The following is a 23784-nucleotide window of genomic DNA, read 5'->3' on the forward strand; positions in this document are numbered from 1 at the left end:
AATTATCTTTTTATAGCCGTGGTCACTTATTTAGCAAAGGGAAACAGCACTGTATAAGCCAGGAATCCCATCACGCCGAGTATCATCACAAATGCATAGTGATAGATATAACCACTCTGCAAATGACGTATCAATTTGGAGACCCAGCCAACCAGTTTCGCGCTGCCGTTAACTACCAGGCCATCGATGAGGCCTTTGTCACCAATATTCCACAGGCCGCCACCGAGTACACGTGCGCCACCGGCAAACACGATTTCGTTAAAACGGTCCATGTAGTATTTGTTTTCAAGCAAGGTGTACAGTGGGTTGACTGCCTTCTTGATCGCTGCCGGAATTCCAGGTTTGACCATGTAGAACACATAAGCAGTTACCACACCTGCCAGCGCAAGCCAGAATGGTGGCGTCATGAAGGAATGCAGACCCATCGCACCAGCGCCATGGAATTCGTGCTTGAGCTCTTCCATCGCATGATGTGCTTCATTAACGAAAATGACGTTTTTGAAGAAGCCGCCAAACAACATCGGTTCAATTGCGATCGCACCAATAAACAGCGAAGGAATAGCCAGCAAGACCAGAGGCAGCCAGACAACCATAGGAGACTCATGCGGTTTCTGACCCGGAGCCAGACCATGGTGGTGATCATCATGATGATCGTCAGCAGCATGATGGTCGTCTTTGTGTGCATCCTTATGTGCAACTTTATGATCATCGTGATGATCATGTGCATGCGCCTTGCCGAAATTTTCCTTGCCGTGGAAGACCAGGAAATACATGCGGAAAGAATAGAATGCCGTCACAAATACACCAGCCAGTACAGCAAACTGGGCAAAACCGGCGCCAGGCAAATGACTGGCCTGCACTGCCTCGATAATACTGTCCTTGGAATAGAAACCGGACAGGAATGGTGTACCTATCAATGCCAGCGAACCAGCCAGAGATGTCAGCCACGTAATCGGCATGTACTTTCTCAAGCCCCCCATGTTGCGGATATCCTGATCATGGTGCATACCGATAATCACGGAACCGGCACCCAGGAACAACAGCGCTTTAAAGAAAGCATGTGTCATCAGATGGAATACCGCAACCGAGTAAGCAGAAGCACCCAGTGCCACTGTCATATAACCCAGTTGTGACAATGTGGAGTAAGCCACCACGCGTTTGATATCGTTCTGGATGATACCCATGAAACCCATGAACAGCGCAGTAATCGCACCTATCACCAGGATGAAGGACAAGGCAGTGTCAGACAATTCAAACAATGGCGACATGCGTGACACCATGAAGATACCTGCGGTAACCATGGTCGCCGCGTGGATCAGTGCAGAAATCGGGGTTGGGCCTTCCATCGAGTCTGGCAACCAGACATGCAGAGGGAATTGTGCAGACTTACCCATCGCGCCAATAAACAGGCAGATACAGGCAACAGTAATCAGCATCCAGTCTGTATGAGGCAACAACATGGCTGCCAGTTCATTTTTCTTGGCGAATACTTCAACGTAGTTCATGGAACCGGTATTAGCGACCAGCAAGCCTATACCCAGGATGAAACCAAAGTCACCGACACGGTTAACCAGAAAGGCTTTCATATTGGCGTAGATCGCCGTTGGTTTGGTGTACCAGAAACCGATCAGCAAATAAGAAACCAGACCCACAGCTTCCCAGCCAAAGAACAATTGCAGGAAATTGTTGCTCATCACCAGCATCAGCATGGCGAAGGTGAACAGGGAGATATACGAGAAGAAGCGGTTATAGCCTTCGTCTTCTGCCATATAGCCAATTGTGTAGATATGCACCATCAGCGACACAAAGGTCACAACGCACATCATCATGGCTGTCAGGCTGTCTACCATGAAACCGACTTCCAGTTTCATGTTACCGACCTTCATCCATTGATACAGGGTCTCGTTATAAATTGCGCCATCCATCACGGCAGACAAGGTCATGCAAGAGATGATCAGTGCAATCAGCACACCAAGTATGGTGACTGTATGCGATACCTTGCGGCCAACCACATTGCCGAAAAACTTCGTTCCTAGCAAACCTGCAATAGCAGACCCGACCAGCGGCGCCAGTGGTACTGCCAATAATAATTGTGGGTTAAGTTGCCCCGCCATGATGACCCTTTGTTAGCTTTATTACTTTTCTAAATCGCCAGCGTATACCGGAATGCCGCGATTCACGACATTCCGCACCATTAACCTGATTAACCTTTTAATGCATCCAGGTCTTCGACATTGATGGTGTCCAGATTACGGAACAAGACCACCAGAATCGCCAGACCTATCGCTGACTCAGCAGCAGCAACGGTAAGTATGAAGAAGACGAATACCTGCCCTGCTGCATCACCCAGATAATGGGAGAATGCGATGAAATTGATGTTCACCGCCAGCAACATCAATTCAATTGCCATCAGCAAGACGATGATGTTTTTACGGTTGAGAAAAATACCGACGATGGAAATCGCAAACAGGATTGCACCCAAAATCAGATAGTGAGTCAAACTCAAAGTCAAAGCCATTTAAGCCTCCGGATTCACAGTAGCTGCCGCAGCAGTGGCATTATTCTCAGCGCGTTCGGATTCAGCCTTCATGCTGACGATACGGATACGGTCCTTGGCTTTCACTTTAACCGCCGCAGCCGGATCAAAGTATTTGCTGTCTTTACGACGACGCAAAGTCAGGGCAACCGCGGCAATGATAGCCAGCAGCAGAATGGCTGCAGCGACTTCAAAAGCAAACTGATAATGTGTGAAAATCTCTATACCCAGGTATTTGGTATTACCTATCTTGTCAGCAGCTGCCGGTACGTGATTGTCCGGACGCAGGAAGCCGCGCAGCAACACTGCCGACATTTCCAGCACGATGATGACACCGACTGCCGCAGCCAATGGAAAGTGGCTCCAGAAACCTTCCCTCAGTTTGTCGAGGTTGATGTCCAGCATCATCACGACGAACAGGAACAGCACCATGACCGCACCGACATACACCAGCACCAGTACGATGGCCAGGAACTCGGCCTTCAGCAACAACCAGATACCTGCAGCATTGAAGAATGTCAGTACCAGGAACAAGGCGGCATGCACAGGGTTACGTGCAGAAATCACCTGAATCGCAGCGACTATCATAATCGCTGAGAAAACATAAAATAAAACGGTAGTAAATTCCATATCGAACCAGGTCCAGTTAGCGGTATGTGGCATCAGCGGCACGCGCTGCTGCAATTTGTGGCTCGTAACGATCACCTACAGCCAACAACATCTCTTTGGTGAAATACAGATCGCCGCGTTTTTCACCGTGATATTCCAGTACATGGGTTTCCACGATGGAATCGACCGGGCAGGACTCTTCGCAAAAACCGCAGAAAATACACTTGGTCAGATCAATGTCATAACGAGTAGTACGGCGAGTACCATCAGCACGCTGCTCAGATTCGATCGTGATTGCCATTGCCGGGCACACTGCTTCACACAATTTACAAGCGATGCAACGCTCTTCCCCATTCGGGTAGCGACGCAAGGCATGCAGACCACGGAAACGTGGAGACTGCGGTGTTTTTTCCTCAGGAAATTGCACCGTGATCTTGCGGGCAAACATATAGCGGCCTGTCAGGGCCAGGCCCTTGATCAGTTCGCGCAGCATCAGGCTGCCAAAAAAATCCTTGATTGCTTCCATTTTTTTAGCCTCTTACTTCCAAATATTCCATGGAGTTTGCATCCATGCTGCGACGATCACCAGATACACCAGAGTCAGCGGGATAAATACTTTCCAACCCAGGCGCATGATCTGATCATAGCGATAGCGTGGGAAAGATGCGCGTGTCCAGATGAACATGGAAACCACAACAAAAGTCTTGATACCGAGCCAGATCCAGCCAGGGATGAAATCCAGGAAGCTGAACGGTGCAGACCAGCCGCCGAGGAACATCAGGGATGCCATGGCAGAGATCAAAATCATATTGGCGTATTCAGCCAGGAAGAACATGGCGAAAGACATACCAGAGTATTCCACCATATGACCGGCAACGATCTCGGATTCACCTTCGACCACGTCAAACGGATGACGGTTGGTTTCAGCGATACCGGAAATTACATACACCACGAACATAGGCAACAACGGCAACCAGTTCCACGAGAACAGGTTGAAACCATGACTGGCCGCAAAACCTTTGGTCTGGGCGTTAACGATGTCGGTCATGTTCAGGCTGCCGGACACCATCAGCACGATAACCAGTACGAAGCCCATGGCGATTTCATACGACACCATCTGTGCAGAAGCACGCATGGCACCAAGGAAAGCATACTTGGAGTTGGATGCCCAACCGGCGATGATGATGCCGTAAACTTCCATTGAAGTGATTGCCATGATCAGCAGCAAACCTGCATTGACGTTTGCCAATACAGTTTCAGGACCAAATGGAACTACCGACCAGGCTGCCAGTGCTGGCATGATGGTCATGATAGGTGCCAATACGAACAAGACTTTATTGGCCTTGGCCGGGATGACGATTTCTTTCAGCAACAGCTTCAGCGCATCAGCAATAGGCTGCAACAAGCCTGCAGGACCTACACGATTAGGGCCAAGACGGATATGCATCCAGCCTATCATCTTGCGTTCCCACAAGGTCAGGTAGGCGACGCAACCCATCACTGGCAAAGTAATGCAGACAATCTTGATCAGTGTCCACAAAGGCAGCCACAAAGCACCAAGGTAGTGCTGACCCAGTTCATGGATAGAGAGCAGCAAATTCATTATGCACGCTCCAGTTTGATCGCGCCGAACATACCGTCCAGATTGGCTGTCAGCGTATGGCCAGCAGCAATCCTGACTACATTATCAGGCAGGGACTTATCGATTCCAACAGGGATCAGGGTAGATCCTGTTTTGCTCAGTCTCACCATATCGCCTTCAGCGATACCCAGCTTGCCAGCATCAGCCTGGCTGATCCATGCTTGTGGTGCACGGGCATCGGCTGTCAGTTGCAGGGATTCTGCACGGCGTACGATAGCGTCTGTGCTGTAGATACCAACGTCAGCAATACGTTCCATGCCAGCAGTTGCGCTGACAGGAACTGATGGAGCCAGCTTGGACGAGTTGTTCAATTGTGTAGTCAGGTCAGTTTGCGTCAATACTGTTGCGCGCACTGCTTCTGCTGTTTCAAAATCAAAGTTTTCCAGGCCCAGCAAATTACCAAGTACGCGCAAGACTTTCCATGCAGGGCGGGTATCGCCCAGCGGTTTGACCACACCGTGGAAACTTTGCGCACGGCCTTCGCAGTTCACGAAAGTACCGGATGTTTCTGTATAAGGAGAAACTGGCAGCAAGACATCAGCATATTCAGCACCGTGCTTGAATGGTGACATGACGACGACCATTTCAGCATTGTCCAATGCAGCTTTGGCTTGTACAGGATGTGCGCTGTCAAGCAAAGGCTCGGCGTGCAAGACGATGTAAGCTTTTTTGGCTTCAGTGAATGCTGGCTTGGCATTATTGGCAGGGATTGCGTTTGCCAGGTAGCCACCAACTGTGTTTGCTGCTTCAGTCAGGTAACCAAATTCTGTACCTGCGTTTTCTGCTATCCATTGGGCCAGTGCATGTAATTGCGATGCTTCTGGATGGTAAGACGCTGTGTTACCGAGGAATACGCCGGCATTGCCAGCCAGCAGGCTGGCCGCAATCGCTTCTGCTTTGGCAGACGCTTGTACTGCTTCGAAACCTGCTGGTTTGGCGATTTCTTTTTTGGCTGCAATAGCAACTGCAACTTCAGCCAGAAACGCTGTCCACAGTGATGGAGCTACGATTGCATTGTTTGCCAGCTTGATGAGCAATTCATCATTCGTTGCATGCAGGATGCTGAGCTTGGCCCCCATTTTTACTGATTGACGCAGACGGGCTGCCAGCAAAGGATGGTCTTTACGCAGGAAAGAACCGATCACAAAAACGTTTTTCAACTGACCAAATTTGGCGATGCTGGTACCCAGCCAAGGTTTGACAGAAGAATTCAGTGCGAAGTCAGACTGGCGCAGACGGAAATCAACGTTATCAGAACCCAGGCCACGCACAACGCGTTGCAACAGTGTCAGTTCTTCCAGAGTAGAACTTGGTGCAGCAACAGCGGCGATAGCATCAGCACCATGCTCATGCTTGACGTTACGCAAACCATGCGCAACATATTCGAGTGCTGTTTGCCAGTCAGTTTCCTGCCATTCGCCGCCCTGCTTGATCATGGGCTTGGTCAGGCGTTCCGTGCTGTTCAGTGCTTCGTAAGAGAAACGGTCTTTGTCAGAAATCCAGCATTCATTGATTTCTTCGTTTTCCAGAGGCACTACGCGCATGACCTTGTTGTTCTTGACCTGAACAATCAGGTTGGAACCCAGGCCATCATGACCGCTGACCGATTTACGACGGGACAATTCCCAGGTGCGGGCGGAGTAACGGAAAGGCTTGGATGTCAGTGCACCGACTGGACACAGATCGATCATGTTGCCGGACAATTCCGAGTCAACCGTTTTGCCAACAAAGGAAGTGATTTCAGAATGCTCGCCACGGTTGAGCATGCCCAGTTCCATGACGCCAGCGATTTCCTGGCCGAAACGTACGCAGCGTGTGCAGTGTATGCAACGGCTCATTTCTTCCATGGAAACCAGAGGACCTACGTCCTTGTGGAATACCACGCGTTTTTCTTCGTCGTAACGGGATGCAGTGCCGCCATAACCAACAGCCAGATCCTGCAGTTGGCATTCACCACCCTGATCGCAGATAGGGCAATCCAGCGGATGGTTGATGAGCAGGAATTCCATCACTGCTTTTTGTGCTTTTACTGCCTTGTCGCTGGAAGAGCGAACGATCATGCCTGGCGTGACAGGTGTCGCGCAGGCAGGCAAAGGCTTCGGTGCTTTTTCAACCTCGACCAGACACATGCGGCAGTTGGCCGCAATAGATAATTTTTTGTGATAACAAAAGTGCGGGATGTAGGTGCCAAGCTTATTGGCAGCGTCCATCACCATACTGCCCTCTTGGACTTCGACTTTTTTGCCGTCTATTTCGATTTCAACCATGGTCTACTCTAAGTGTGCTAACCGAAGCTGGCTTACATGTAAGTGGGCACCAAGCAATGCTTATGCTCGATGTGATATTCAAATTCTTCGCGGAAATTCTTGATCATTGCGCGTACCGGCATCGCCGCTGCATCGCCCAGAGCGCAAATCGTTTTGCCCTGGATATTGTCAGCGATGGAGTTCAGCATATCCAGATCATCCGGACGGCCATGACCATGCTCTATCCTGTGCACCATGCGATACAACCAGCCAGTACCTTCACGGCAAGGTGTGCACTGACCGCATGACTCTTCAAAATAGAAATAAGACAGGCGCAATAGTGACTTGACCATGCAGCGTGTTTCATCCATGACGATGACAGCACCAGAACCCAGCATGGAGCCAGCCTTGGCGATGGAGTCATAGTCCATGTCGGTCGCCATCATGACTTCACCAGTCAATACCGGCATGGAGGAACCGCCAGGAATAACTGCCTTGATTTTTTTTCCGTCACGCATGCCACCAGCCAGTTCCAGCAAGGTGGCAAATGGTGTGCCCAGCGGCACTTCATAATTGCCTGGTTTTGCTACGTCACCAGACATGGAGAAAATCTTGGTGCCACCATTATTTGGCTTGCCCAGCGCAGCATATTTTTCACCGCCCATGGCAAATACGAAAGGCACAGCAGCAAATGTCTCTGTGTTATTGATCGTGGTTGGCTTGCCGTACAGACCAAAGCTGGCAGGGAAAGGCGGCTTGAAGCGTGGCTGACCTTTCTTGCCTTCGAGCGATTCCAGCAAGGCTGTTTCTTCACCGCAGATATACGCGCCATAGCCGTGGAAAGCATGCAACTGGAAGTTGAAGTCTGAACCAGCAATCTTGTCGCCCAGCATATTGGCTGCACGTGCTTCTTCCAGCGCTTCTTCGAAACGGTCGTAGTCGGCAAAAATTTCGCCGTGGATGTAGTTGTAACCTACCGTAATGCCCATGGCGTAAGCACCTATGGCCATGCCTTCAATCAACGCATGTGGGTTATAACGGATGATGTCACGGTCCTTGAATGTACCAGGCTCGCCCTCATCTGTATTACAGACCAGATATTTTTGACCAGGGAACTGACGTGGCATGAAACTCCACTTCAAACCGGTAGGAAAGCCCGCACCACCGCGACCACGCAATGAAGAAGCCTTCAACTCAGCAATCACTTGCTCAGGAGGGATTTTTTCATTGAGGATGCGTTTCAAAGATTCATAGCCACCGCGAGCTACGTAATCTTGCAAATGCCAGTTTTTACCATCCAGGCCAGCCAATATTAAAGGCTTAATATGGCGATTATGCAGACTCGTCATTATTTAACCTCTTTCAATTCACTGACCAGACCGTCAATTTTCTCATTCGACATGAAACTGCACATGCGTTTGTTATTAACCAGCATCACAGGCGCATCACCGCAGGCACCCATGCATTCGCCTTCAACCAGGGTGAACTGGCCATCTGCCGTGGTTTCCCTGTAATCGATACCGAGTCTTTGTTTCAGGTGATGTGCAGCGCGTTCGCCACCAGACAAGGCGCAAGGCAGATTGGTACAGACCGAAATCTTGAACTTGCCCACCGGCTTGGTGTTGTACATATTGTAGAAAGTCGCAACTTCCTGCACTGCTACTGCCGGCATGCCGATGTAGTCAGCCAGAGTCTGCATGACTTCCGGAGATACCCAGCCAGTTTCATCCTGGGCAATAGCCAATGCGGCCATCACAGCGGACTGGCGCTGGTCAGCCGGGAACTTTGCAAGTTCACGATCAATTTTTTTAAATGCCTGCTCTGATAACACCATAGCTAATGCCTCGATTCGACGCCCTCAGGACGCCGCTTTATCTGTCAATCTCACCAAACACAATATCCTGAGTACCGATGATCGTTACCGCATCAGCAATCATGTGACCTTTTGCCATTTCATCCAAACCCTGCAAATGCGCGAAACCTGGCGCACGAATTTTCAGACGATAAGGCTTGTTAGCGCCATCGGACATCAAGTAAATACCAAACTCGCCTTTAGGATGCTCAACTGCGGCATAAGCTTCACCAGCAGGAACATGGAAACCTTCGGTGAACAGTTTGAAGTGATGGATGAGTTCCTCCATATTCGACTTCATGTTCACGCGATGTGGCGGCGCAACCTTGTGGTTATCAGTAATCACCGGGCCCTGGTTATTTCGCAGCCACTCAACGCACTGTTTGATGATGCGGTTGGACTGGCGCATTTCTTCGACACGCACCAGGTAACGGTCATAACTGTCGCCATTGACGCCAACTGGAATATCAAAGTCCAGCAAGTCATAGACTTCATACGGCTGCTTTTTGCGCAAATCCCACTCTATGCCGGAACCACGCAACATAGGACCAGTAAAACCCATGGCCATGGCGCGCTCAGGAGACACTACACCAATACCAACCAAACGCTGCTTCCAGATACGGTTGTCGGTCAACAGTGTTTCGTATTCGTCGACATATTTCGGGAAACGGTTAGTGAAGTCTTCAATGAAATCCAGCAGAGAACCCTGACGGTTTTCATTCAGCAGCTTCATCGCTTTTTCATTTTTCAAGGCCGATGTCGTGAATTGCGGCATTTGATCCGGCAAGTCACGATACACACCGCCTGGGCGATAGTAAGCAGCATGCAAGCGTGCGCCTGAGACTGCTTCATAGCAATCCATCAGATCTTCACGTTCACGGAATGCATACAGGAACACCGCCATCGCACCCACGTCCAATGCATGCGCGCCTATCCACAGCAAGTGGTTCAACAGACGCGTGATTTCATCAAACATGACGCGGATGTATTGCGCACGCAAAGGCACTTCCAGACCCAGCATCTTTTCAATGGCCATGACATAGGCATGCTCATTGGCCATCATTGATACATAGTCCAGTCTATCCATGTAAGGCACAGATTGCAGGAAAGTTTTTTGCTCAGCCAGCTTTTCAGTCGCGCGATGCAAGAGGCCAATGTGCGGATCGGCACGTTGTATCACTTCACCATCAAGCTCCAGCACCAGGCGCAACACACCGTGCGCAGCAGGATGCTGAGGACCAAAGTTCAGGGTGTAATTCTTAATCTCAGCCATTATTTCATCCCGTAATTTTCTTCACGAATCACACGCGGCACATTTTCGCGTGGCTCTATCGTGACAGGCTGGTAAACAACGCGCTTTTGATCTGCGTCGTAACGCATTTCAACATAGCCGGAAACTGGAAAGTCTTTACGGAATGGATGACCGATAAAACCATAGTCAGTCAAAATACGACGCAAGTCATTGTGACCATCAAACAGAATACCGAGCAGATCGAAAGCTTCACGCTCATACCAGTTGGCGGCATTCCAGATATCGATCAGCGATGGCACGACCGGCATTTCATCATCCGGTGCAAACACGCGCACACGCAAACGCCAGTTATGCTTAATCGACAGCAAATGTGAAACAGCGGCAAAACGCGCACCCTCCCACAAGCCATCGCCATAGGCAGAATAATCAACGCCACAAAGGTCGATCAATTCCTCAAAACTGGTTTCTGCATGGTCACGCAAAGTGCGCATCACATCCAGGTAAGCAGTTGCAGAAACCACGATGGTGATTTCACCCAGCGCATTCCTTAAGTCAAGAATGCGTTCACCCAAGACATTTTTTACTGCTGCCTCAAGGTTTTCCAGTTTGGTAGTCATAATTTAATATTGCCCCAGCGATCGCGCGATTAACGAGCAATGGTATTGGTACGTTTGATCTTGTTTTGCAACTGTATGATGCCGTACATCAGTGCTTCAGCAGTTGGCGGACAACCTGGCACATAAATATCAACTGGCACAATACGGTCGCAACCACGTACTACTGAATACGAATAATGGTAGTAACCACCACCATTGGCGCAAGAACCCATGGAAATAACCCAGCGCGGCTCTGCCATCTGGTCATATACCTTACGCAAGGCAGGAGCCATCTTGTTGCACAGCGTACCGGCAACGATCATGACATCAGACTGACGCGGAGAAGGACGAAATACCACACCAAAGCGATCCAGATCATAGCGGGAAGCACCAGCGTGCATCATTTCTACCGCACAGCAGGCCAGACCAAAGGTCATCGGCCACATGGAACCGGTACGCGTCCAGTTGATCAGCTTATCGGCTGTTGTCGTAACAAAGCCTTCGTTCAATACACCTTCAATTGACATAATCCATCACTCCCAATCCAGAGCGCCTTTTTTCCAGATGTACCAAAATCCAACGCCAAACTCCAGCACGAAGCCGAGCATAATCAGAAAACCCGTCCAGCCCAGATCACGCATTGCCACACCCCAAGGGAAGAAGAATGCCGTTTCCAGATCGAACAAAATAAACAGAATCGCCACCAGGTAATAGCGCACATCAAATTTCATGCGCGCATCTTCGAATGCCTCAAAACCGCATTCGTAAGCAGAATTTTTTTGTGAGTCTGGTTTATATGGAGCAAGAACACGCCCCAGGATTTGCGGCACCACACCTACAGCGATACCAACCAGAATAAAGAGAAGAACTGGGAAATAATTTTCGAGGTTCACGTTAGGCTACCTGTAATTGAATGCCAGATTGAAGCAAGTCATTTCTTAAGATCAGACAACAAGAAACGACTGCTTCCTCGACCGGGCCAGCAAAGAAAACTGGCCTTATTTTTTTGGTGCCGACGACGAGACTCGAACTCGTACAGCTTTCGCCACTACCCCCTCAAGATAGCGTGTCTACCAATTTCACCACGTCGGCTTAAGCCCAGCATTCTACTATGTATAGCCTCATTGTTCAACGCGCAATTGCAGCAATTCAATGTTTTTTGCTGAGCAAGATCAATTTATTTTGGAATCTGACCCGCTTGACCAGCGGCGGAAGCTGGCGCAGATGTTGCAGTTGCAGCAGAAGCCGCCGCAGGAGCAGATGCCGACGCACTTGCAGCAGCATTAGCAGCAGGCTGGACGACTGTTACGCCTTCCATCACACCACCGGAAGGTTTGCGGGCACCAGTACTGAATACTGCCAGACCCAGGGTCGCCGCAAAAAATATCGCAGCAGCTATACCCGTTGCTTTGGACAAGAAATTGGACGAGCCAGTTGCACCAAACAAGCTACCAGAAGCACCGGAACCAAAAGAGGCCCCCATATCAGCACCTTTACCGTGCTGCAACAAAACCAGACCAATAATTGTCAATGCAGACAGTATCTGAACAACAATGACCAACGTATGTAAAGTTTGCATTCAAAACATCCAAGTAAAAATTAAGTACTACAATAAATCAATTAACTGGCAGCGATAATCGCAAGAAAATCTTGCGACTTCAGTGCAGCCCCACCAATCAAACCACCATCAATATCGGGCATTGCCAATAATTCTTTGGCATTTTCCGGCTTCATGCTACCACCATACAAAATCTGTACTTTTTCTGCCGCACCTGCATCACGCGCAGCCACCTGCTGGCGCAGGAAATGATGTACTTCTTGCGCCATTTCTGGCGTTGCTGTTTTACCTGTGCCAATAGCCCATACAGGCTCATAGGCAATCACCACACCATCCAAGGCACCCAGCACATCCAGAACCGCATTCAATTGCGCAGCCACAACTGCATTAGTCTGGCCACTCTCACGCTGCTCCAGCGTTTCACCCACGCAGACTATCGGCAATACACCGTGCTTTAACAATTGCTGCGCCTTCTGCGCTACCAACTCATTACTCTCGGCATGATAAGCACGGCGCTCAGAATGCCCGACGATTGCATATTTGCAAGCGCAGTCCTGCAACATGGAAGCAGAAATCTCACCAGTGTATGCGCCATGGGCATGCACGGATACATCTTGCGCGCCCCAGTTGACTGCAGTACCACACAGTAAATCGGCGCATTGCGCGAAATAAGGCGCAGGAGCACACACCAGCACATCGCAATGCAAATCGGCAGGCAAACCCGCCTTGACTTCAGACAACAATGAACGGTTGGCAGCAAAACTACCATTCATTTTCCAGTTACCGGCTATTAAGGTGCGTCGCATAGTGAGCCAAAATATAAATAACCGTCTATTGTAGCCTTCAGCGCAGACAGGGTCAAACCAGCAAGACCAGTTTTTACATCAAGAACTTGCTTTAAAGGCATAATTACCTCAGATATATGAGCAATACAGCAACATAAGAGGCAAGCACACTACATACTCGCAAGAAAACTCAAGAAAGCAGGCGGCACAGCCCCTAATCCAAAGCCAACATGATTTTACCTATGTGCAAACCCTCTTCCATCATGGCGTGAGCTTGCGCCGCCTGCTCCAGAGGAAAAACCTGGTGTATCACTGGCACTATTTTTTTCGAAACCAGCAGTGGCCAGACATGCGTTTGCAGCTCAGCAGAGATTTTTGCCTTGAAAGCAATAGACCGAGGTCGCAGGGTCGATCCAGTCACCGTCAGCCGCCTGCGCAAGACCTGCCCCAGATCAAGCTCGGCAGAAGTACCGCCCAGCAGAGCAATGATGGCCAATCTGCCATCATCCGCCAGGCAATTGATTTCTTTCGGCACATAAGATCCAGCAACCATATCCAGGATGACATCCACACCCTTACCTGCAGTCAATTCCTTGACGACTTCGACAAAATTTTCAGTCTTGTAATTGATGCCGCGCTCCGCGCCCAGCTTTTCAGTCGCCCTGCACTTCTCATCAGAACCAGCGGTAGCAAAAACCCTGTGCCCCAATGCCCGGGCAATCTGGATTGCTGCTACACCTATGCCTGAAGTACCGCCCTGCACCAGAAAACTTTCGCCAGGCGACAAATGCGCCCGCTGGAATACATTGCTCCAGACAGTAAAATAGGTTTCCGGCAGCGAGGCCGCCTCTATAACGGACATGCCCGCTGGCGTCTTCAAACACTGACCCGCAGGTGCCACGCAATACTCCGCATACCCACCACCCTGCACCAATGCACAAACCTGATCACCCAATTCAAACCCACTACCCTGCACATCACCACCAACCACCTCGCCAGCCACCTCCAGCCCAGGCAAATCAGAAGCCCCTGGTGGCACAGGATAAAAACCAAGTCGCTGCAAGACATCAGGGCGATTCACACCAGCCGCGACAACCCTGATCAATAACTCACCCTTGCCTGGCACCGGCACGGGCCTGCTGCAAATTTGCAATACTTCAGGTTTGCCATATTGGGTAATTTCAATTGCGCGCATTTCAGTTTTCATCTTCAGCCTTTGTATGGGTCCAGCGATACAGTACGCAATTGTAAGCCAATAAAAAAACGCCCGTGCGAGACGGGCGTTTTCAACTCATTTGCAGCTTATTATTAATTCACTCAACCCAAAGGCTGCGTGAATTTATTACTGCTGCTGTTGTTGCTGTTGTTGAGGCTGAGCTTGCGCTTCAGACTCAGAAGCTGCTGCCTTCATCGACAACTTGAAGCGACCGCGGTCATCAGTTTCCAGTACTTTTACACGTACTTGCTGACCTTCTTTGAGGTAATCAGCAACTGCATTCACGCGCTCATTGGCGATTTGGCTGATGTGCAGCAAACCATCTTTACCTGGCATGATTTGCACAATTGCACCGAAGTCCAGCAACTTCAATACTGTACCCTCATAGATCTTGCCAACTTCAACTTCTGCAGTCAGTTCTTCGATACGGCGTTTGGCTTCCTGGCCAGCGGCTGCATCAACAGAAGCGATAGTAACGACACCTTCATCACTGATATCAATTTGCGTGCCAGTTTCTTCTGTCAGAGCACGGATCACTGCACCACCCTTACCGATAACATCACGGATTTTTTCAGGGTTGATCTTGATCGTGATCAGGCGCGGAGCAAAGTCAGACAATTCGGTTTTACCGACAGGTACGGCTTCCTGCATTTTACCCAGGATATGGATACGGCCTTCTTTGGCCTGCGCCAAAGCGACTTGCATGATTTCTTTAGTGATACCCTGGATTTTGATATCCATTTGCAAGGCAGTGATGCCCTCTGCAGTACCAGCTACTTTAAAGTCCATATCGCCGAGGTGATCTTCATCACCCAGGATATCTGTCAGAACGGCAAACTTGTTGCCATCCTTGATCAGACCCATCGCGATACCGGCAACGTGTGCTTTCATCGGCACGCCAGCATCCATCAACGCCAGGCAACCGCCGCAGACGGAAGCCATGGAAGATGAACCATTGGATTCTGTAATTTCGGATACCAGACGAACGGAGTAGCTGAAATCTTCAGGATCAGGCAGCGCAGCTTGCAATGCACGTTTAGCCAGACGGCCATGACCAATTTCACGACGCTTAGGCGTACCAACGCGACCTGTTTCGCCAGTAGCGAACGGAGGCATATTGTAATGCAGCATGAAGCGATCGGAGTATTCGCCCATCAGCGCATCGATTTTTTGTTCGTCACGGGCAGTACCCAGAGTAGCAATCACCAAAGCCTGAGTTTCACCGCGCGTGAACAGGGCTGTACCATGCGTACGTGGCAAAACGCCAGTACGGATAGTGATAGGACGCACAGTGCGCGTATCACGACCGTCAATACGTGGCTCGCCTTCCAGGATTTGGGAGCGAACGATTTTCGCTTCCAGATCAAACAGGATATTGCCAACTTCAGATGAATCGGGAGCAGCTTCGCCTTTGGCAGCAGCTTGCTCAGCCAGCGCCGCAGCAACTGTAGACGTTGCCGCCTTCAATTGTTCAGTACGCGCCTGCTTTTCTTTGGTTTGATACGCAGTGCGCAACAGAGGCTCTGCCACTGCTGTAACAGCAGCAATCAGCGGCTCATTTTTTGCAGCAGGCGCCCATTGCACTTCAGGCTTGCCACCGTCACGTACCAGTTCATGGATCGCATTGATCACAGCTTTCATTTGCGTGTGGCCGTAGACAACCGCGCCCAACATGATTTCTTCAGACAATTGCTGTGCTTCGGACTCAACCATCAACACGGCTTGCTCAGTACCAGCAACAACCAGATCCAGCTTGGATTGTTTCAGTTGAGTTGCTGTTGGGTTCAATACATATTGACCCTCAATATAACCAACTCGTGCGGCGCCAACCGGACCACTGAATGGGATGCCAGCAACAGAGATCGCAGCAGAAGCACCGATCATTGCAGCGATATCAGGATCGATTTCTGGATTGACGGACAATACATGGATGATGACCTGAACTTCGTTCAGATAACCTTCTGGGAACAGAGGGCGGATAGGACGATCGATCAAACGGGAAGTCAGTGTTTCTTTTTCTGATGGACGACCTTCACGCTTGAAGAAACCGCCAGGAATACGGCCGGCAGCGTAAGTTTTTTCCATGTAGTCCACGGTCAGAGGAAAGAAATCCTGACCTGGTTTTGCATCTTTCTTGGCAACGACAGTTGCCAGTACAACGGTATCTTCTATGGATACCAGGACTGCACCCGATGCCTGGCGAGCGATTTCGCCGGTTTCCAGTGTTACCTGGTGCTGACCATATTGGAAGGTTTTGGTAATTTTATTAAACACAATGTGTCCTTTCTATTTGCCGACAGATTTTCAGGCGCTGTCGTTCACCTCACCGCGAGCAACCCGCCTGGATTGCTTTTTGCCTGTTTTTTAATATTTACATCAAAAACCGGGCTAAAACTGGGTAAAACTAAAACTCTAGATGGACAAAAAGCCTGCGACAGTGAACTGACGCAGGCTTTTTGCTACAAATCTTTTGCTAAATTCAGCAAGAATTACTTACGCAAGCCGAGTTTTTCGATCAGTGAGCGATAGCGATTCAAGTCTTTACCTTTCAGGTAAGACAACAGACTCTTACGACGGTTAACCATCATGATCAAACCACGACGTGAGTGGTGATCTTTAGAGTGAGCTTTGAAGTGACCATTCAGATCATTGATACGTGCAGTCAACAGAGCAACTTGCACTTCAGGGGAGCCTGTGTCGTTTTGACCACGGGCATTGTCCGCTACGATAGCGGCTTTTGCATTTTTTTCGATAGACATGATTTTCCTTAACATGCGATAACAATAGTCGCTATTTATAAAACAGCTACAAAACCATCATTATCGTGACATAACAATTCCGCCGGAATGACGGAACGCGTGACTATAACACCGTTTTTAGCCAGAATCAAATCTGGTTTAAATCTGCGGATTCAGTTTCTCGGTTTTTGATTGCAATTTATTCAATGCCGACAAATAAGCTTTCGCTGAAGCAACAACGATATCAGGATCAGCGCCTACGCCATTGACGATGCGGCCAGCCTTGGACAAACGCATGGTGACCTCACCCTGTGACTGGGTCCCAGTGGTAATCGCATTCACCGAGAACAACAACAGCTCCGCCCCACTCTGCACCTTGGAATCGATGGCATTGACGATGGCATCTACCGGGCCATTGCCATTACCTTCGCAAGTGACTTCTTTGCCTTCCGAAGTAAATACGACTTTGGCATAAGGCAACTCACCCGTTTCTGAGCGCTGCGACAAAGACACATAGTGGAAGGCGTCATTGTTATGTGCATGCTCTTCGTCAGACACAAGAGCGAGAATATCTTCGTCGAATATGTCAGACTTTCTGTCGGCCAACTCCTTGAAGCGCGCAAAGGCGGCATTGACTTCAGTTTCCGACTCCAGGGCTATGCCCAATTCCTCCAGGCGCTGCTTGAAGGCATTACGGCCAGACAATTTGCCCAGCACCAGTTTATTGGCGCTCCAGCCCACATCTTCGGCACGCATGATTTCGTAGGTATCACGCGCCTTCAAGATACCGTCCTGATGGATACCGGATGCATGGGCGAAAGCATTTGCACCAACGACAGCTTTATTCGGTTGCACGGCAAAACCGGTGATTTGCGACACCAGTTTGGAAGCAGGCACGATCTGACTGATGTCTATGCCCAGTTGCAGGTCAAAATAATCCTTGCGAGTGCGAACGGCCATGACGATTTCTTCGAGTGCGGTATTACCTGCACGTTCACCCAGGCCATTGATGGTGCACTCAATCTGACGCGCTCCGCCTATCATGACACCAGCCAACGAGTTGGCCACTGCCATGCCCAGGTCATTGTGGCAATGCACAGACCAGATCGCCTTGTCAGAATTAGGGATACGCTCGCGCAAAGATTTCAGCATATTGCCGTACAGTTCAGGCACGGCATAACCGACTGTGTCAGCAAAGTTGATCGTTGTTGCCCCCTCTTTAATAACTGCTTCCAGCACGCGGCAGAGAAAATCCATATCTGAACGGCTACCATCTTCAGGACTGAACTCCACGTCGTCAGTAAAATTGCGGGCATAGCGCACGGCTTGTATTGCTTGCTCTAATACCTGGTCCGGTGTCATGCGCAATTTCTTTTCCATATGCAAAGGCGAAGTCGCAATGAAAGTATGAATACGCTTACGTTGAGCGGCTTGCAAGGCTTCTGCCGCACGGGCAATATCGCGGTCATTGGCGCGCGACAAAGAGCAAATCGTCGAGTCCTTGATGACGGATGCAATCGCCTTGATGGATTCAAAATCACCTGGTGAAGCGGCAGCAAAACCGGCTTCTATCACATCGACCTTCATTCTCTCCAGTTGCTTGGCAATACGGATTTTTTCATCCTTGGTCATGGATGCCCCAGGGGATTGCTCGCCATCGCGCAAGGTTGTGTCGAATATGATGAGTTTGTCGGCCATGTTATTGCTCCTGATATGAATTTAAGTCTGAAATGTTGTAGATATAAAGCTGCACTGTGAATATTCTTTAGCCTACCCTTGCAAGACGCACATGGGTGGTGAGACTACTCGAATTGTGGGTGTAGGGGATTTAGCGCGTGAACGCTAGTAGAGATGCCAGCAATAGCGATAGCAGACCAGACAGGCCTGCCGTAGTGTTTTTTGCTATTGATGTAGATGCGGAGTTCATGCAAAAGACTATAAGCGCAAAGACACAAAAGTGCAAGAATTTATAGCAGGAAAATCCTTCTTTTCTCAGGTATAAAAGCAAAAAAGCCGCGATACATTTTCCGTATTGCGACTTTTCTTGAAAAGCACCGAATTTAATCTGGCATTGCGGGTTTTGATGCTGCCCTATTTATTAGGTCTTACTCAAAATTGTCCCAGCAAGGCGTAGCGACGAAGACAGTACTTTAGTACGGCTAGGAGCTGCAACGCAGCTGGGGCGGTTTTGCGTAAGTCCTATTTATCATCATGGTGATGATCATCAACACTGGTCTGCACGATACTGACCGGCCTGCCCTTGCGCCAGCGCCACAGCAAGACTACATAACCAGACAAGCCGTACAAAACAAACAAACCAAACAAAACCTTGGGCGGATCACTGACCACGGCAACATAAGCCAGCACGATGAGGAAAGGTGCAATGAATGGCACTGACTTACGCAGGTTCACGTCCTTGAAACTATAGAAAGGCACATTGGTCACCATCGTCAAACCAGCGAACAAGGTGATACTCCAGGTACTCCAGCTCAGGTCGCGCCCCAGGAAATGCAAGTCTTCCATCAACAATACGAACCCAGCAACCAGGGCGGCTGCCGCAGGACTGGGCAAGCCCTGGAAGTAACGCTTATCAACTACGCCAATATTGGTATTGAAACGCGCCAGACGCAAAGCTGCGCCGGCACAATAGACGAAGGCTGCGAGCCAGCCCAGCTTGCCCATGCCTTTGAGTGACCATTCATAAGCCACTAATGCGGGCGCCGCGCCGAAGGAAATCATGTCCGACAAACTATCGTATTGCGCTCCAAATTCACTCTGGGTATTGGTCATACGGGCAACGCGACCATCCAGGCTATCCAGCACCATGGCCACGAAAATTGCCAGGGCAGACTGATCAAAACGTTGATTCATTGCCATGACAATGGCATAAAAACCGCAAAACAGGGCTGCCGTGGTAAATGCATTCGGCAATAAATAAATGCCGCGCCGCCTCTTAGGAGCGACCTCAGCGGCAACGACTTCAGCAGATTGTTGCGTTTTGCGTATACCTCTGGGAAAAAGCTTGAAACTCCCCTTAGGCTTGCGTCGATTAGGTGTGGACATGCGGTTATTTCGTAAAAACTTGCCCGGCAATGCCAGACAATAGAAGTCAAAAGTGTGGGAAGTATAACCGTGATTATTGGCTGCGAAAACAATTCGCATAATTGAATGACATGCTCGTGACAGCATGCAGGCGGCAGAACAGCAGCTACATAAACAAAAATCACACCTTGATGGGCGCTTTTTGCTTTCTTGAAGTTCAACCTAAAAATTTAGTTCTTCGATTGATCAACCAGTTTGTTTTTTAGCAATCCAAGCGTACTTGAAGGCATAAAAAAAGTCGTCCAAGTGGACGACTTTTAGCCTTCGAGCTGCGTGCACCTGCAAGCGCACGCAGGATGATGGCCGGCAATCTTGAAGATCAGTTCTTCAATTGATCAACCAGTTTGTTTTTAGCGATCCAAGGCATCATGGCACGCAATTTCGCGCCCACTTCTTCGATCTGATGCTCAGCAGTCAAACGACGGCGGGAGATCAAAGTTGGTGCGCCAGCTTTGTTTTCCAGGATGAAGCTCTTCGCGTACTCACCAGTCTGAATATCTTTCAGGCATTGGCGCATGGCGTTTTTAGTGTCTTCTGTAACGACTTTAGGGCCAGTTACATATTCGCCATATTCTGCGTTGTTGGAGATCGAGTAATTCATGTTGGCGATACCGCCTTCATAGATCAGGTCAACAATCAGTTTCAGTTCATGCAGACATTCAAAGTAAGCCATTTCTGGCGCGTAGCCAGCTTCAACCAGGGTTTCAAAACCAGCTTTGATCAATTCAACTGCGCCACCGCACAGAACAGCTTGTTCGCCGAACAAATCAGTTTCTGTTTCTTCACGGAAGTTGGTTTCGATGATACCAGCGCGGCCACCGCCGTTAGCCATCGCATAAGACAGGGCAATGTCACGGGCAGAACCGGATTTATCCTGATACACAGCGATCAGGTGAGGCACACCACCACCTTGGCTGTAAGTACCGCGCACAGTGTGGCCTGGTGCTTTAGGAGCGATCATGATGACGTCCAGATCGGCGCGTGGTACAACTTGACCGTAGTGAACATTGAAGCCGTGGGCAAATGCCAGCACTGCGCCTTGTTTGGCATGAGGAGCAACGTTTTCAGCGTAAACCTGGGCGATGTTTTCATCTGGCAGCAAGATCATGATGACGTCAGCAGCTTTAACTGCATCATTCACTTCAGCCACGTTCAGACCGGCATTTTTTGCCTTGTCCCAGGATGCGCCGCCTTTACGCAGGGCGACAGTTACTTTACAGCCGGAATCATTCAAGTTCTGTGCGTGTGCATGGCCTTGAGAACCGTAGCCGATGATAGCAACGTTTTTGCCTTTGATCAGGGAGAGATCACAATCTTTGTCGTAGAAAACTTTCATTTTGTATCCTAATAATTAAGTATTTTTGTAGGGGAATGGCGTATGCCTGAAACTATTTTTTAAACCTTGAGGATGCGTTCGCCGCGTCCTATGCCTGAACCACCGGTACGTACCGTTTCCAGAATTGCCGTGCGGTCTATGGAATCAATGAAAGCATCCAATTTACCTTTATTACCGGTCAATTCTATGGTGTAGGTCTTTTCGGTGACATCGATAATGCGGCCACGGAAAATATCTGCGGTGCGCTTCATCTCTTCGCGTTCCTTGCCGACCGCTCGTACCTTGATCAGCATCAGTTCGCGTTCTATGTGCGCGCCCTCGGTCAGATCAACCACCTTGACCACCTCAATCAAACGGTTCAAATGCTTGGTGATCTGTTCGATGATGTCGTCAGAGCCGGAAGTCACGATAGTCATACGTGACAGGGTCGGGTCTTCAGTTGGCGCAACCGTCAAAGTTTCAATGTTATAGCCACGGGCAGAGAACAGACCAACCACGCGGGACAAGGCACCGGCTTCATTCTCAAGAAGGATGGAAATAATATGTCTCATTACAGATCCTCCGAACCCAGCAACATTTCAGTCAAACCCTTGCCTGCCTTGACCATAGGCCAGACATTCTCGGTTTGATCAGTAATGAAGTTCATGAATACCAGCCTGTCCTTCATGGCGAAGGCTTCACGTATGGAACCATCGACATCCGCCGGATTTTCTATCTTCATGCCAACGTGACCATAGGCTTCCACCAGCTTGGTAAAGTCAGGCAAGGAGTCCATGTAAGATTCAGAATAGCGTGAACCATAATCAATCTGCTGCCACTGCCTGACCATGCCAAGGAAGCGGTTGTTCAACAAGATGATTTTTGGCGTCAGGTGATATTGCTTGCAGGTCGCGAGCTCCTGTATGCACATCTGTATCGAGGCTTCGCCAGTGATACAGGCAACAGTCGCATCAGGATTAGCCATCTGCACACCCATGGCATACGGCAAACCGACCCCCATGGTGCCCAAGCCACCGGAATTGATCCAGCGACGTGGCTTGTCGAAGCGGTAGTATTGTGCAGCCCACATCTGATGCTGGCCTACGTCCGAGGTAACAAAGGCATCGCCCTTGGTCACTTCCCACACTTTTTCAACCACGGACTGTGGCTTGATGACTTCATTTGAAGTCGGGTATTTCAGGCATTCGCGACCACGCCATTCATTGACCTGTTTCCACCAGGCAGCCAGTGCCTTGGGATCAGGACGTGTCTCAACCGTACTCAGTTGTGACAACATTTCCTGCAACACGTCTTTGACATTACCGACGATAGGAATATCAACCTTGACGCGCTTGGAAATCGACGAAGGATCAATATCAATATGAATGATCTTGCGCGGATGCGAAGCAAAATGCTTGGGGTTGCCAATCACGCGGTCATCAAAACGGGCACCAATGGCGATCAACACGTCGCAGTGCTGCATGGCCATATTGGCTTCGTAAGTACCATGCATGCCTGGCATGCCGACGAATTTTTCATCGCTGGCACGGTAGGCACCCAAACCCATCAGGGTATTGGTACATGGGAAACCGAGCAGATCAACCAACTTGTTCAGTTCCGGTGCCGCATGCGCGAGTATCACGCCGCCACCGGTATAAATCATGGGACGTTCAGCCTGCAACAACAGTTGCACAGCCTTGCGAATTTGCCCTGCATGCCCTTTGTCGACTGGCTTGTAAGAGCGCATTTCGACTTCTTTAGGGTAGCTATAGGTAGTTTTGTGCATGCTGATATCTTTAGGGATATCCACCAGCACAGGACCAGGACGACCTGTCGTTGCAATATAGAATGCCTTCTTGACGGTCTCGGCCAGGTCTCTGACGTCTTTCACCAAAAAATTATGCTTTACGCATGGGCGGGTAATACCAACGGTATCGCATTCCTGGAAAGCATCCTGGCCGATAACGGCACTGGGCACCTGACCCGAAATGATCACCATGGGGATCGAATCCATATAAGCAGTTGCCAACCCGGTTACCGCATTGGTAACGCCAGGTCCGGAAGTGACCAGAGCCACGCCTACTTTATTGGAGGAACGGGAATAAGCATCAGCAGCATGCACTGCAGCTTGCTCGTGACGCACCAGGATATGCTGGAACTTGTCCTGATTGAAAATCGCGTCATAGATATAGAGTACGGCACCGCCCGGATATCCGAACACATGCTCAACACCCTCTTCGGCCAGACACTTGACAAGTATCTCTGCGCCTGTAAATTCTGAACTCATAAATTGTGTCCTTTCAAGGTCCATAGGAGATTGATCGGATGTTCTTTCCT

The 23784-nt window shown here is 49.6% G+C and carries 22 protein-coding genes and 1 tRNA gene; all 23 read right to left on the reverse strand.

Going from position 1 to position 23784, the window contains the following annotated elements; all coding sequences use genetic code 11:
- Positions 1-26: 26 nt before the first annotated feature.
- Positions 27-2114 (reverse strand): NADH-quinone oxidoreductase subunit L, encoded by a 2088-nt coding sequence (gene nuoL / locus AC07OI_RS05810; RefSeq protein WP_495256553.1) that lies wholly within the window; start codon positions 2112-2114, stop codon positions 27-29.
- 89 nt (positions 2115-2203) lie between these two features.
- A complete protein-coding gene (gene nuoK / locus AC07OI_RS05815; protein WP_162041807.1) occupies positions 2204-2518 on the reverse strand; it encodes an NADH-quinone oxidoreductase subunit NuoK in 315 nt (104 codons plus the stop codon).
- Positions 2519-3166, reverse strand: coding sequence for an NADH-quinone oxidoreductase subunit J (locus tag AC07OI_RS05820; protein ID WP_492703113.1), 648 nt, complete (start codon positions 3164-3166; stop codon positions 2519-2521).
- Between the two features lie 16 nt (positions 3167-3182).
- A complete protein-coding gene (nuoI, locus tag AC07OI_RS05825) occupies positions 3183-3671 on the reverse strand; it encodes an NADH-quinone oxidoreductase subunit NuoI (protein ID WP_492702737.1) in 489 nt (162 codons plus the stop codon).
- Between the two features lie 12 nt (positions 3672-3683).
- The gene (gene nuoH / locus AC07OI_RS05830; RefSeq protein WP_495256554.1) at positions 3684-4748 is read right to left on the reverse strand and encodes an NADH-quinone oxidoreductase subunit NuoH; all 1065 of its coding nucleotides are present in this window, start codon (positions 4746-4748) and stop codon (positions 3684-3686) included.
- Positions 4748-7054 carry an NADH-quinone oxidoreductase subunit NuoG gene (gene nuoG / locus AC07OI_RS05835; protein WP_495256555.1) on the reverse strand — a complete coding sequence of 769 codons (2307 nt, stop codon included), beginning with the start codon at positions 7052-7054 and terminating at the stop codon, positions 4748-4750. Before nuoG ends, nuoH begins: the two co-directional genes overlap by 1 nt.
- A 32-nt stretch (positions 7055-7086) precedes the next feature.
- Positions 7087-8382, reverse strand: coding sequence for an NADH-quinone oxidoreductase subunit NuoF (gene nuoF / locus AC07OI_RS05840; RefSeq protein WP_492702734.1), 1296 nt, complete (start codon positions 8380-8382; stop codon positions 7087-7089).
- Positions 8382-8867, reverse strand: a complete 486-nt coding sequence (gene nuoE, locus AC07OI_RS05845) for an NADH-quinone oxidoreductase subunit NuoE (protein WP_495256556.1) — start codon at positions 8865-8867, stop codon at positions 8382-8384. Before nuoE ends, nuoF begins: the two co-directional genes overlap by 1 nt.
- 37 nt (positions 8868-8904) lie before the next feature.
- Complete coding sequence (locus tag AC07OI_RS05850) at positions 8905-10158, reverse strand: NADH-quinone oxidoreductase subunit D (RefSeq protein ID WP_162041814.1); 1254 nt, start codon at positions 10156-10158, stop codon at positions 8905-8907.
- The gene (locus AC07OI_RS05855; protein ID WP_492702733.1) at positions 10158-10754 is read right to left on the reverse strand and encodes an NADH-quinone oxidoreductase subunit C; all 597 of its coding nucleotides are present in this window, start codon (positions 10752-10754) and stop codon (positions 10158-10160) included. Before AC07OI_RS05855 ends, AC07OI_RS05850 begins: the two co-directional genes overlap by 1 nt.
- A gap of 29 nt (positions 10755-10783) precedes the next feature.
- On the reverse strand, positions 10784-11260 hold the full coding sequence (locus tag AC07OI_RS05860; protein WP_110253970.1) for a NuoB/complex I 20 kDa subunit family protein: 477 nt from the start codon (positions 11258-11260) through the stop codon (positions 10784-10786).
- Positions 11261-11266: 6 nt separating this feature from the next.
- Positions 11267-11626 (reverse strand): NADH-quinone oxidoreductase subunit A, encoded by a 360-nt coding sequence (locus AC07OI_RS05865; protein ID WP_110253971.1) that lies wholly within the window; start codon positions 11624-11626, stop codon positions 11267-11269.
- A 114-nt stretch (positions 11627-11740) separates the two neighbouring features.
- Positions 11741-11825: transfer RNA gene (locus AC07OI_RS05870), tRNA-Leu, on the reverse strand.
- 85 nt (positions 11826-11910) lie between these two features.
- Positions 11911-12312 (reverse strand): preprotein translocase subunit SecG, encoded by a 402-nt coding sequence (secG, locus tag AC07OI_RS05875; protein ID WP_495256557.1) that lies wholly within the window; start codon positions 12310-12312, stop codon positions 11911-11913.
- A 41-nt stretch (positions 12313-12353) separates the two neighbouring features.
- Entirely contained in the window at positions 12354-13097 is a 744-nt protein-coding gene (tpiA, locus tag AC07OI_RS05880) for a triose-phosphate isomerase (RefSeq protein ID WP_495256558.1), read from the reverse strand.
- Positions 13098-13290: 193 nt separating this feature from the next.
- The gene (locus AC07OI_RS05885) at positions 13291-14271 is read right to left on the reverse strand and encodes an NAD(P)H-quinone oxidoreductase (RefSeq protein WP_495256559.1); all 981 of its coding nucleotides are present in this window, start codon (positions 14269-14271) and stop codon (positions 13291-13293) included.
- Positions 14272-14418: 147 nt separating this feature from the next.
- Positions 14419-16566, reverse strand: coding sequence for a polyribonucleotide nucleotidyltransferase (gene pnp, locus AC07OI_RS05890; protein WP_495256560.1), 2148 nt, complete (start codon positions 16564-16566; stop codon positions 14419-14421).
- A gap of 215 nt (positions 16567-16781) precedes the next feature.
- The gene (gene rpsO, locus AC07OI_RS05895; protein ID WP_110253976.1) at positions 16782-17051 is read right to left on the reverse strand and encodes a 30S ribosomal protein S15; all 270 of its coding nucleotides are present in this window, start codon (positions 17049-17051) and stop codon (positions 16782-16784) included.
- Positions 17052-17189: 138 nt separating this feature from the next.
- Positions 17190-18728, reverse strand: a complete 1539-nt coding sequence (locus AC07OI_RS05900) for a 2-isopropylmalate synthase (protein ID WP_492702728.1) — start codon at positions 18726-18728, stop codon at positions 17190-17192.
- A 501-nt stretch (positions 18729-19229) separates the two neighbouring features.
- Positions 19230-20093, reverse strand: coding sequence for a CDP-diacylglycerol--serine O-phosphatidyltransferase (pssA, locus tag AC07OI_RS05905; RefSeq protein WP_492702727.1), 864 nt, complete (start codon positions 20091-20093; stop codon positions 19230-19232).
- A gap of 358 nt (positions 20094-20451) precedes the next feature.
- Positions 20452-21468 (reverse strand): ketol-acid reductoisomerase, encoded by a 1017-nt coding sequence (ilvC, locus tag AC07OI_RS05910; RefSeq protein ID WP_495256561.1) that lies wholly within the window; start codon positions 21466-21468, stop codon positions 20452-20454.
- Between the two features lie 59 nt (positions 21469-21527).
- Positions 21528-22019: an acetolactate synthase small subunit gene (ilvN, locus tag AC07OI_RS05915; RefSeq protein WP_110253980.1), complete on the reverse strand. Its 492-nt coding sequence runs from the start codon at positions 22017-22019 to the stop codon at positions 21528-21530.
- Positions 22019-23734 (reverse strand): acetolactate synthase 3 catalytic subunit, encoded by a 1716-nt coding sequence (locus AC07OI_RS05920; protein ID WP_492702726.1) that lies wholly within the window; start codon positions 23732-23734, stop codon positions 22019-22021. The genes ilvN and AC07OI_RS05920 overlap by 1 nt, the downstream gene beginning before the upstream one ends.
- Positions 23735-23784 lie beyond the last annotated feature (50 nt).

The organism is Undibacterium sp. GW821-FHT07F11, assembly GCF_059418665.1.